Genomic DNA, 12,556 nt, shown 5'->3' with positions numbered 1-12,556 from the left:
GCGTGTAGGTCAGCACATACCTTAAGCATGGTTTCTTGTGAGTTTTCGCCGTAAATCGCATCGACCTTTTTCAGTAGGTGAGTATCGGTCGTTGGTTTGTATTGCGTCATCCAGTACGCGATCTGTGATAGACGTTTCGCACGGTCAGGGTCGTTAGCCACCAGCTTAGTGAAGTCAGCGAATAGCTTATCTTCCAGCTCTGTGCGGTATTCGCTAGAGCGTTCGGTCAGAATATCGGTGTAACGAGTGAACTCACGAGCCGATAGGCGGCGCGCTTCGTGTGTGTTGGTGTAACCTGTCCATTTCAAATTGCTTAGATGGTTATCTAGCTCTTTAAGGAAAGTGATAGACGTTTTGTAAGTCGTCTCTGCTTTCAGTAGCGCTTCTTGATAAAGCTCAGGGTATTTTTCCTCGAATGCTTTGATCTCAAGTGTCACCAGTTCAACAACTTCCTGTTCGCTCACTTGGTTGCCGTTTTCCATCGCCTGTTTGTCCCAATCGCTACCGATAAAGAAACTTAGAATGTCGTGTTCCAACATCACGCGACCTTTATCTTCCAATTGCTTGGTTACTTGGTCGAGTAGGGCTTTCACGATCGCTTTATCGCTCGCATCTGGATAAATCAGCGTTTGGTCTGGTTCAACATCCAACCCCCACGGCGTAGAGAATGAGCCGTCAGCATTGCGCACCAAACAACGGCGGCTGTTACCGTAGGCTTTCATTTTCTTTTCTGCGACCAGTTCAAAGAACGTCTCACGGTCAAACGTATGAGCGACTTCACTTAGTGGTACACCTTGGAGCGCTTTTGCTTCTAGCGCAGCTCTATCCTGATTCACTGGCGCAATTTCAATAATGCGCTCAACAGGTAGATCGACATAGTTGCGTGACGCTGGTTCGCCGTCCATTTCAGTAATAAAGCCGTCCACCGTGCCAGATTTACGGTCGAAGTTGGTGATCATGATTGTTGCTTTTGAATCGTACTCGGCGCTCCAAGAACGGCTCTTAACTTCGGCTTTGTAGGTGTAGCCATTACGCACAATCACACCGTTGCGAACAATGTACAACTCTGGATGAGTTAGGAAGTCAGGGTAATCCTTTAACACACCGTCATTGATGGCCAGCTCCATTGCTGGTTTCAATTTCTTGATGGTATCGCTCGCTTTGTCGCGGTTTTTGATCGCTGCCTCATAGGTTTTGATTTGGCTTTCTAGCGCAAACAGTCTGCCTTTGGTGCGTTGGTAGTTTTTGTGCTGCCAACTTCCGCGCTTCTCGCCCTCTGCACGTAGGCGATCTTCTTCCACCTCTTTGCGTAGTGGCTCTAACTTCTCGCGTAGTTCGGCCAGCTCGCCCTCAACCGCACTCACATCCAAAGCAAGCATTTGGGTGGCTTTGATGTACTTGCTGACGTTAATACTTGCTAGTCGGCGTTCCTCTAATTTGCGCTTGCGCTCAGCTTGACGCTTAGCCGCTTCGATACGGGCTTTCGCTTCTTCTGGATTTGCTGCCAGCATGATTGCAGTTTCGTCGGCTGCGTCTGCATCGGCGTTCGCAATGTACTTTTCATCACCTTTGAACATTGTCTCAATCCAAGTGGCTTTGCGTTGGATTGTGGCCAAGCGGAAATCATCGAATGAGCCTTTCGACGTGTAGTAGTGAACGTTCACGCTGTTTTGTTTAGAGCCAACACGCGCGCCACGGCCATTACGCTGTGTGATACTCATTGGAGTCCAAGGTAGCGTTAAGTGGTGAATATCGGTTGTGCCATGATGCAAGTTGATGCCGACTTCGCCTTTTTTATTGAGGATCATGAATTTGTATTTCGAGGTGTTGTAAGCATTGGCCATTGCTTCCAAACCCGCTTCCTCATCGTCCTCAGTCGCTTTAGAGCCTTTCTTACCCGCAACGGTATCGCTGTTCAAAATACCGATTTCAGACAGCTTACAACCAACAAAATCCGCAATGATTCGCGCGACTTTCTTGTGCTGTGTTTTTTCTTCGGTGAAGACAAGCTGCTTACCGCCAGCCAGATAAATCTCGCGCGCGTTCTCAAGGAACTTGGCGTACTTAGGGGAGACAGGGTGCGTAAATTTCAACTTGGCCTTGTCACAAATGTTTGTGAATCGGTCATCAAGTTGCTGGTGGAGCTGAACCACGCAGTGATCGCCCTCGACCTTAACGCTCTTATCAACCTTAACTTGGATTTTGCTTAGCTTAACCGTGCCGTCTGGTGCCACATCCTCAAAAGCGACCGTGACGGTATTTGGTAGCTTAGCTACTGCCGCCTCAACCTCTTTTTTGTTGTCCTTGGCGAATCGGTAGGTAACACGCTCATAGTACAAATCAAGGTCTGTACTTACCTTGTCCATTTTACGGATTAGGCCGAAAACCGTGTCGTTAGGGTATTGCTCGACAATCTCTTGGTTTTCGTCTTTGTCTGGATTACTGATTGCGTCAGCACGCTGGCGTAGTTCCTCATATAGCGCTTCCTGTTCGCTATTCATTTGGACAACGCTTTGCTGGCTAATCAGGTCAGGAATGTGAACGTTGGCACCAACGGATTTAGCATCCTCGATCGTCATGTAGCGGTTAACGATGTTTCGAAGTGCGTCTAGGTTTTGGAATCCGAGTAGGGCTTCACGCTGTTCAACTTCGCCCGAAATCTTAGTAACCAGCGCTTCGCCAGTCTTACCAAACATGCGGATAAAGTCGTCGCTGTCAAAGATCCCCATCTTGGCAAACGTGTCTGCCGGAATGATGTGGGACAGCATATTGAACATATCAACAGGGCTGTTTACGGTTGGCGTAGCTGTTAGGAAGTAAACGCCTCGACCGTCATTGCGAGCCTTAATGACGTTGTTCTTAAGCTGCATATCGATAGCGCGATCGGCTTGCGCTTGGCTAGGCAAGAATGCCAGATTGTTTCGGTATGAGCCGCCCTTGTACGAGTTGCGGAAATCATGCGCCTCATCGACCATCACCGAATCGAATAGCAAGTCCTCAAAGTACGGTAGTTCTTCGTTTTTGGCCGTACCATCGTCAGCATATTTCGCTTCAAAGCGCGCGTTCTTCGCTTGATCTGTGTGGCTTTCCGCTTCCTTAACTAGCTTGCTTGAACCAGCAATCAAACCAGCATCGCGCATTTCAAGCACGTTGGCCGAAATCGTGTCCGGCTTCAATGGAATGCGGTTGTACACGTCTTTTGTCATTACCACGATGCGAGCGGTTGACTGTGTAAGCTGGTGGAGCTGTTCTGCTACGCGCTTGCCGTTTGTGTCTACGGTCAGTTTGGCGCGCAAGATAGGATCGCCTTTCTTGTCTAACTTCGGTTCGCCCGTTTCATCTAATACCGGTTCCCGAATGATTTTTCCGTCATCGTCTTTGTGAACTTCAAGGCCGATAAATACCTTGTCAGATAGATTGCTTTCACCAAAGAACAGGTCGGACTCATAGAACCAGTTCTCTAACACGGATTTAGGAACAACGATGGCCACACGGTTGGCGCGTTTGGTTTCTAGGTTGTGCTGCACGAGGCCAAGGCCAGTGAGCGTTTTACCCAAGCCAGTACCAAAGGCAATAATGCCGTTACCGTCTGCACTGTGACGGCGAATCGTTGAGTTTTGGTAAGGTAGGAACTCAATCGCACCAGATACGCCATTTAGCGTTAGTGGTGAGTCATCAAACTCCGGCTTAATCCAACCGTTAAACGTATTGTTGTAAACCTGTTCCAAGTATTCTGAATGGTCAGATGATGCAATCCATGTAGAAAACTCATCATCGAGGCGGCGCATTTGTTCACGGATAAGTGATTTATCTTCGTTCTTACTACCGCCACGAACCGCACCATAGTTGATGTACGATTCAATTTGACGCTCAAATCGCTCATCGCTGTTCGCTGCTTTACCTTTCACGCCATTACGAGTTAGGCCATCAATCCATTCGCCATCACGCCAACGGTAGCCAGTAAGGTATTGGCCGGATTCGCTTTGTACGAAATCCTCAAAGCCGTCCTTATCCTCGGTAAAGTCGCCCAAGATAAATTCCGTGTAGCCACGGTCATGCAGGAACTCAAGCATGATGTTTTTAGGAATCCACTTATCGGTAAGCTTCATCTTCACATCGGCAATCGAGATCTTGTTTCGCTTAGATTCGATGGCTTTAATTTGGCGCATGATGTTAGCTTTCACGGTATCGCTGGTGGTCGATACTAATTGTGTGGTCAGCTGATCCATGCGCTTACCGACTAGGCCAGTCGTCGCTTTATGGAATGCCGTCACCGTGCCGTCAGGGTTTACCGCTACCTCATCCATGTTCGCTAGGTAATCAAGCAACTGCTCATCGCTCATCGCATCGATACCGCTTGCGGTGTAATACGTGCGAACGTCATTCAGTGTCAGTGTGGTTATGCCTAGTTCACGGTCACATAGATGGAACACGTCACAAATGCGAGACGAACTGTATTGAACGGTCAGCTCACGCTTAAGGTCGCCTTTGAGTAGGTCAGACAGTTTGCCCTTAGAATCGATCGATGAGTGGTAGTAATTCCATGCAGAGACGTACTTCTCGCTTAAGTTGCTTAGCGCTTTCTTCGATACCTTAGAACCGCCCATTAACGCGTTCAGCTCTAACACTTCGCCGCTTAACTTCACGCGATATTGTTCGGTCTGGAAGTCCTCCGCGCCCATTGCTATGTTGGCCAAGTCGCTATTGGATGTCGTTCGGCTACCAGCAACCAACGTTGCAAGCGTTTGAACTTTCATGCCAAGTAGAATGCCTTTGTAAGCGTGTTCTTGGCTTGCTTTTGGCAGCTTGGCAATCTCGCGCATTAGGGCTTTAAAGTCGTCATGACACAGGTAACCGTAATCTTCGAAAAGCTTGAGCGCTTGGCTGGCCGATAGCTTAAGCATCGATTCAGTAGAGTAGGTGATAGAACCGATCTCATCGGTGTTATCTACGCCATAGGTCGCCTTACTGATAACGCCTGTTTTCGCATTGCTTTCAGATAGCTCCCATTCGCCATCAATCATTTCGTACTGCTGGCCATTGCGGAAAATCGTGTCTCCATCGGAGTATTTCGCGCTCACTGGCTCGCTAACCGCTTCATCGAGTAACATCCAATCAATGCGACTGTCAAAGCGGCGCATTAACGACTCTTTAATATCATCGTTAGAACGGTTGCCACGCTTCACGACTTTGCGCGCAAACTTACCTACGCCCTCAACAGTCTGTTCGCCGTTGATGAATTTCTTACCCTCGCGCTCGAACCACTTACCTTTGAGCCAAGTGTCCCAAAGTACGTTAGATTCAATCAGCGTGTCGCGGTCGGCGCTATCAATCAGTGCTTTCGCTTGGTCGCTGTGTTTTCGCCAGATAACAAGGTCAGTCACTACGCCCGTATCAGAGAACGTGCCCGTTGGTAGTCGGTGCGCGCCCAAAAACTCCGCTTTAAGCGCGAGTTGTGTACGCCACTTCTCAAGGTTTTTCGCATCACAAATACGAGTTGGCAGCACTAGGGCAATCAAGCCACCAGCTTTCGCCTTATCGATAGAACGAGAAACGAAATACTGATCAGCGTACTTAATGTCTTTGTACGCTTTGTCTTTCATCGCGCTAGCGTCTCGAACACCATAAGGCGGGTTGCCGATTACTAGGTCAAAGTCGCCAATGCCAGGATTAGTTGCTACCGCTTCGAATGCCGATTGGATTACATGGTCTTCGGGGTGAAGAATTTGGTTGATGGCCGCTGAGGTCTGATCCATTTCTACGGATGTAGTCAGGGTGCCTTTAGGTTTGGTTTCGCTAAATACGCCCACGCCCGAACTTGGTTCAAGTACGCTACCGCCAGTAAAGCCATAGGAACGAACTGCATCCCAAGTCGCGCTCGCCAGCCATTTAGGCGTGTAGTATTCGTTGGTGGAGCCACCGATGCCGCCAAAACCTGTGTAGTCGCGCAGAGCTGCTTTATCTTCGGGTGAAACGTTGGAGTAGTCGCCGTTGTACTTGGCGAGAATATCTTTGGCTAGTTGGTTAGCCTTAAGGCGCTGGTGGCCTTTTGGAGTGTCGCTAATATCGACAGCGAGCAAGGCTTCAAACTGGCGTACCAGTTCATCGATTGTTGTCGCCTGTTCAATACTGCGGGTTAAATCAGTGTTCATTGAACGTGCCTTTTATTCTTTGGATAAAAGCCAAAAAAAAAGTCGAGCTTTCGCCCGACTTTTTCCTTTCCTATTCCCCATCCCAAAAAAACGCCACTATCAATATCAATTTAAGTTAATGAATAATCTAAAATATCTAAGGAAGTAGATTTTTAGGGACAAAAGAATTATTCCGAACACGACCATTATCATCAAGAATAAAAATTAGTGTTTTTGGTGAGTAACCAAGATTCAAAGGCAAGCAATTGAACTTTGACTAAAAAAAATTAACGCATAGAAAATCAATGATTTATTAGCGTATTGGTCACATTGACGCGATGCGCTATCATCCAAGATCATCCCCATCCCTGTAAAAAGCGCCTCAAATTACCGAGGTCGCACATGTCGCAAAATAAGGCATCAATTGGGCTAGCGGCAGCTTTAAAACAAGCGTTCCCTTTCTTTAACGAGAATGACGATAAAGAGAGTGGGATAAGTTTTGAATCTGGCGCTGGATACACGGGATCGCCATTCCACGATCGCGAACACCAATTAGATGAAAGCAACGGCGCTCTGACCAATGACGGTCGAAAAAGCTCAGACCGCTTTTTTCTGCACAAGCTGCCGAAAGATCGCTTCATGCTATATCCGATACTCAAGGAAATGGCCGAGGACAGCACGATTGATGCCGCGCTCAATCTGCACCTTGGTCACGCTCTTTCGGTATCAAACGACAATGGCATGGCTGTGTATCTTCATCCAACCGATGAGAAGTACGCCGAGTACGTAGGCCGTCTTAACCGAGAGCTGCTAACTCCAATCAACGAAAACCTAATGAACTGGACGTATTCAACGCTGGTTTATGGGGTTAACTATGTTCGCCCATACACGAAAGATGGCGTGGGTATTACTCACTTTGAGGCCAACTACTACACGTTGCCAAACCAAATTCGTGAGTACGAACGTTCGGGCGAGCTAGCGGGATTTACTGCGGAATATCTACAAACCCGAGCGAACGGCGAACAGGTACGCCTTGCCGAACCTTGGGCGCTTATCCCACTAAAAATGCCAATCTGGCGGCCAGATATGGATATACCGCCAGTTAACTACACTGGCCAGCGCTACTCACTTTATGACGATGCGTATTCACGCATGCCAATCGAGACGCAGAACTACGGCACATCCATTCTTCTTACCTGTTTTGAGGCTTGGTCGATGCTTCGCCAGTCCATTGCAGCGCTCGGCGCAAGTCGTGTGAATGCTTCACTTATCGATCGCATGGTAGCGGTAAACACTGACGGCTTAGATGCGGCCGGAGCTGCGGAATACATCAACATGGTCGCTGACCAGATGAAGCAAGACCGTCAAGAGGTGGTAGACCGTTCCCGCAAGCTAGGTTTCATTCCAACCGTCATCAACACGCTATTGCCCTTTATGGGCGGCGCTAAAGGTGGCTTGCAGATCGATACCTTTACCACTGACCCGAATATCTCCCACATCGAAGACATTATGTTTCACCTTAAACGCTTAGCCGGAACGCTTGGCGTAGACCCATCCATGCTTGGGTTTGGTGATCTTCTTTCTGGTGGACTAGGCGAGGGCGGCTTCTTCCGCACATCGATTCAATCTGCACTACGCGCCAACCAAATCCGCGCAGCCGTGGTGGCGTTCGTTAAGCGCGCTATCGATATTCACACCATCTACCGAGACGGCAAGGTGTGGAACGATAACGATATGCCATTCGAGATCCGCTTTAACTCTCTCAATACCGCTATTGAGCAAGAGAAAGCCGATGCAATGGAATCTCAAGCGAACTACGCAACCATGCTGGCCACCGTGCTTGACCTTATCGAGCAATCCCCAATCGGCAAATCCGAAAAACTCAAAAATCACCTTTACACGTCTGTTATTGGCCTCGATTCCGAGCTGGCCAAGGAAGTCATTTCCGAGCTGGCCGCTCAAGTCTCTAAAAACGACAAAATGATGGAATCCATTGGCATGACTGACCAAAGCGAAGCGGAACGATTCGTTAGAGACGTAGTTCTCGACCTACTAACCGAAATCCAAAGCCATTAATGGAGAAAAGAAAGTGACAGCAAAAGCACTTAAACAAGTATCCGACCGTTTCAGCCTATTCAATGACGGTCGCAAGCTTAGCGCCAACAAGCGCAATTACATCATCAAAGCCGTTCAAGCGATGCTCAACAGCCCACGAACTCAAGAGCTATTACGACTCGGTGAAGCGTATGGTTACTATGGCCATCAATCCCGCCAGCGAGCGAATAAGCTCTCAATCGGTGAGACTGAGGTGATCATGATTAATGGTCGTCCGGTTGTGGTAGAAAACGTGCCATCTAACCGCACAATCTCTATCACCTGTTCAGATGACGGTATTGTTGAACACACTCAAGAGTTTTTAGATACCGACACAGGCCGTATTGCTTTAGGTTTGCACAATAGCCGTGCTGGTGGTTGGAGCTGGGCGACTGGTGGCCAAGATACACGCGAGGCATCGATCACGATTTCATATCACGGTATGGACTACGTATTGCAGCCGAACTATATCAGCCTAGACCATCCGGCCATGATGATGGAAAGTGCGAACAGCGAGCAAATGATCCTCGAATCGCTACAGGAACAAGGTTTTGATGAGGAATCCGCGCGTAATATCTACGCGAACATGACTCAACAGACTAATGTTGAGCTTGTCGGTGATCTTACTAACCAGCTTATGTACCTAGAAAGCGTGAACGCAGAGTTGCGTGAAAAGGTAGAGCAAAACGCTAAGGCAACCTCGATGCTGCTTGATGTTGTGGACTCTTTACCTATCTATGTGACCGATGCGCAGCGCAAAGCGATCGCCAACATGGCCAGCAAGGAAGATCATCAAGTGGTGCGAGCTATGTTTGAGTCGCTAGGTTCCCGAAAAATGGCGACTTTACCGACAAATAGCTACGTTCCAGTAGAGCAAAAAGTGAGTGTTGCGCCTCAAATTAAACAGCAGTTCGTCAACTTCGGATCTTCGGCACGAAAATTCCAATAAGTTGATCAATTAAAAAGCGCCACCAGCGATTAGTAATTAAGTACAAAAAACACTCAATAAAATCGAAAATACTGGTGGCCAATTCGGAATTTTATAAATCACTAGGCGCGACAGGACGAAAATAGAGTTTATCTTTCTTGAAGTGCGTTGGTCGCCAGTCCCAACCAGCGATAGATACGCTATCTCGCGCGCCAGTAATATACGACACTGAGCGCAACACATTGACACCCTTATCAAAGTTAATCGCCTTATCGGCCTTTAGAACGAGTCTACCGTCTTTTTGGCTATGCAAACCAAAGGTGCAACCTGAGATTGTTACTAACAAATCCAACGGTAGCGCTGGGGCGTTCTTTTTCGGGAACTGTCGGCGCTTAAATTGTTGTTTTAATTGGTTAACTTGAGTTTCTAATTGCTGTTCAGCACTTGGTGGAGGAGTAAATTTCATCACAGAGCTATCCACAAAATTTGATGTGTTCGGAATATTAACACGTCCAAAAGGAGTTTAAATAGATAAAATTTTTGGTAAACTCTAGCGCCAGATGGTAACGCACCTTGTTCGGAATCGCTTTTATACAGAGACTTGTTTGATCAACCATTTACGATCAATAATAGGGGAGTTTTTCTGTAATTAGATCATGGCGATACCGTGATAGAGAGAAAGTGATTCGATTTCGGGCAACAGAAAATAAAAAAGCCCGCTTTGGCGAGCGGGCTTTCTTACTGAAATCGAGCTTTAAGCGGCTAACTTAAAGCGTCACGACAAACGAGCTTAAGGAAAGTCATTATGCCGTAATGAATTAGACCGAAGCCTAATCAGGCGAGACATTTAGTTGGCGACTAATGCCTCAAATGGTTAGTAATTAGTTTAACAGTTTAGATTGAGCATCAATCTCAGCGAATGTTAACACAAATTACACCACACTAAAGCAGGTGTAAGTATAACGTTCAAAGAGATCGGTGGCAAATTTTATGCAAAACACACCGCTTTTACTGCATCCTTGCTACTGGAAGTCAGGATTCAGAACCCAAGCCTCCAATATCAAAGCCAATAAACCGTCGGCACAACGTAAACTTGCTTGCCTACTAGAAACTATCTCAAGCCATATTCTTAAGCATGGCCATACCTGCTTTGCATCAACTACTCGATTGGTACAGGTCTACAACGAGAACTGCGATCGCTATGGTTGTCGTCCAACCACTTTTGACACTCTCAAAAAACAACTGAAAACAGCAGAAGACTTGAACTTAATTGTCCGAGAACAGAAGCCAAACAATGCAACAGGTCAGAATCTACGTCACATCACTCTATGCGTAGACGCCATCCAAGAAATGTTCGCTGGCGCATACAAATACGCGCTACAAGCTGCACAAAAGCGTTTTAATAGACAAAAACGGCACTCAGGGGGGGCTTCTGTGGAAAAAACTCTTGAGGCCAGTGCTGACAAGGCTTGCGAGCAATCAGACAAAAACAAAAATGGCACTATAAATACAAAAGATCTCTCTACAGAGAGTAAAAATAAAATTAATAACGGTATCCCGTCTGATTCTTGGTTTTTGAAGATCTTCAAACGTGACGCTGACGAAGTAAAACAACTTCAACTAGCAGCTAAGCAAGGCCGCCTATCAGCTAGTGGAGCTCGTCGTGTTATCAAGCTGTACAACAAGCACCAACAGCCTTTAGCGCCTAAGTTCGTGTCATACCTTAAGTTTGTGATTGCTAGCTGGCACAACAAGGCTGCAAGCGCCGTGAAAGCTAGCGTGAACAAGGTTCGTGATACAGCCACCATGTTAGCAGAGTACATGAACACCATTTCCGAGAAAGAGTCTCAAGGCTTAGTTGAATACTATCGTGACGCAGTCGGGCGAGTACAAGTCAGGTATCTGTAATCACTGCTTGATGTGAGTATTTCTATACATGCGTGACCTAAAATGTGTCATAATTACCTAAATCTTGTTATTTATGGATGTGCATTTGCATGAGTGATGAAGAATATTTCTACCCTGCGGTAAGCGATAACCTCCCGAAACATATCAAAAAAGGCCATCAACTGGTCTTTAGTCGTCAAGATCTATCCGCTAGGGAAGCAGATATGTTTGCGTTGATGATTGCACATATGAAACCAAGTGATTGGGAGCAGAAAACACCACACTATGAGTTTACTTCACATCAATTATCAGAGTGGTTAGGTGTTGAGTCTAAACATATCGGTAGCAACTTAAGTCCAGTAGCGAACCGCCTAGCTAGTCGAAAAATCGGGATAAAGGTGGAAACCCCGAAAGGTGATATTGAATTCGACTATAGACCTCTTTTTAAACATATAGCTTATAAACACGGCATACTTACGATGGTTCCTAACGATATGCTCAAATCAGAGTATATTGAATATAATCAAGGATTTGCTCTGATTAATACTCGCAATTTCTTTGAGGTAAAGAAGGAGTATTCTAAGCGCTTGTACGAACTGCTTAGTCGCTTCAAAGACAAGGGCTTTGAAATGCATGCGCAAAAGCTTAGTGAACTGAAAGGAATATTTGGGCTTTTGGACGAATCAGGGAAGCTGAAAAAAGATAAAAGTTCCTTCAAAAACAACAGCGTATTTATGAAACGTTGTATCAGGGAAAGCATTAAAGAACTTTCTGAACACCCTCAGATTAGCAAAGAGCTTCTATTTTTAGAAAGCAGCCAAGGTGATAAGGGTTTTGAGGTTGTAAAGAAAGGTAGAACCATTACTGGAATCAAGTTTCTCTTCCGGTGGGTTAAACTAGGTTCAATTGATGAACTAAATCAACACGATGCTCTTAAGACAATTCGACAACTTGAATTGAAAAGGCTTCAAAACCAAGTCAGACTCACCGAGTCTGAACTAGAATCACTTGCCATCGCGTACCGCTATGTGGGTAAAGAAGACCACGCTCTTAAAGTTGAAGCTAGCTTGTCAAAGCGACACTCAGAAAAAGAGCAACAAAAGCATGATGATGGAATGCATGAATTAGAGTCGTTAATGGAAAAGATAGATACCCTTTCAGAACTAACCGATACACACGATTACTGATAGCTAACAAGTTTTAGGTCATGGGCTCGATAGATGACATTTTCTAGGTTGAAATGAGCTATGTGACACATTTTAGGTATATGGGAGGGAATTCGACGTGATCATTGACTCGAAAGTAGAAAAAACCGGACAAGACTCCTATACAACCATCTCACACACCTAAAATATGTCATTTAAGAACAGAAACACCTAAAACCTGTTATCCAATCACCTGATATATGATCACTTTCACCTAGATTATGTAGCACTAAAGCCTATAAGAAGATCACAAACACCTAATAAATGATCAATTAAACCTAGATCTTGTTACTTAAAGACCTAAAAAAAGA

The 12,556-nt window shown here is 46.2% G+C and carries 6 protein-coding genes; 4 read left to right on the top strand and 2 right to left on the bottom strand.

Annotated features, from left to right (window positions below):
• Positions 1 to 6,152, bottom strand: a 6,152-nt coding sequence (locus tag IQP38_RS18755) for an SNF2-related protein (protein WP_193837882.1), incomplete at its 3' end; no start/stop codon positions are given.
• 381 nt (positions 6,153 to 6,533) lie between these two features.
• Between IQP38_RS18755 and IQP38_RS18750 the strand changes: the two genes are divergently transcribed.
• Together IQP38_RS18750 and IQP38_RS18745 are read left to right on the top strand one after the other, a co-directional pair.
• Positions 6,534 to 8,207, top strand: coding sequence for a portal protein (locus IQP38_RS18750; protein WP_193837881.1), 1,674 nt, complete (start codon positions 6,534 to 6,536; stop codon positions 8,205 to 8,207).
• A gap of 13 nt (positions 8,208 to 8,220) precedes the next feature.
• Positions 8,221 to 9,174 carry a head processing protein gene (locus IQP38_RS18745; RefSeq protein ID WP_193837880.1) on the top strand — a complete coding sequence of 318 codons (954 nt, stop codon included), beginning with the start codon at positions 8,221 to 8,223 and terminating at the stop codon, positions 9,172 to 9,174.
• A 91-nt stretch (positions 9,175 to 9,265) separates the two neighbouring features.
• On the opposite strand, the gene IQP38_RS18740 is transcribed toward IQP38_RS18745, so the two are convergent.
• On the bottom strand, positions 9,266 to 9,622 hold the full coding sequence (locus tag IQP38_RS18740) for a hypothetical protein (RefSeq protein ID WP_155486349.1): 357 nt from the start codon (positions 9,620 to 9,622) through the stop codon (positions 9,266 to 9,268).
• Positions 9,623 to 10,143: 521 nt separating this feature from the next.
• Between IQP38_RS18740 and IQP38_RS18735 the strand changes: the two genes are divergently transcribed.
• Both IQP38_RS18735 and IQP38_RS18730 read left to right on the top strand, forming a co-directional pair.
• On the top strand, positions 10,144 to 11,061 hold the full coding sequence (locus tag IQP38_RS18735; RefSeq protein ID WP_017634068.1) for a hypothetical protein: 918 nt from the start codon (positions 10,144 to 10,146) through the stop codon (positions 11,059 to 11,061).
• Positions 11,062 to 11,150: 89 nt separating this feature from the next.
• The gene (locus tag IQP38_RS18730; RefSeq protein ID WP_054579113.1) at positions 11,151 to 12,227 is read left to right on the top strand and encodes a replication initiation protein; all 1,077 of its coding nucleotides are present in this window, start codon (positions 11,151 to 11,153) and stop codon (positions 12,225 to 12,227) included.
• Positions 12,228 to 12,556: the final 329 nt, after the last annotated feature.

The sequence above is a fragment of the Vibrio sp. OPT41 genome (assembly GCF_015163595.1).
Lineage (GTDB): Bacteria > Pseudomonadota > Gammaproteobacteria > Enterobacterales > Vibrionaceae > Vibrio > Vibrio alginolyticus.
This window is presented reverse-complemented; position numbering and strand designations above follow the sequence as displayed.

Bases quoted from the DNA above. Each gene is read 5' to 3' on its own strand.
- IQP38_RS18750 (WP_193837881.1), top strand. From the start codon at position 6,534: ATGTCGCAAAATAAGGCATCAATTGGGCTAGCGGCAGCTTTAAAACAA.
- IQP38_RS18735 (WP_017634068.1), top strand. From the start codon at position 10,144: ATGCAAAACACACCGCTTTTACTGCATCCTTGCTACTGGAAGTCAGGA.
- IQP38_RS18730 (WP_054579113.1), top strand. From the start codon at position 11,151: ATGAGTGATGAAGAATATTTCTACCCTGCGGTAAGCGATAACCTCCCG.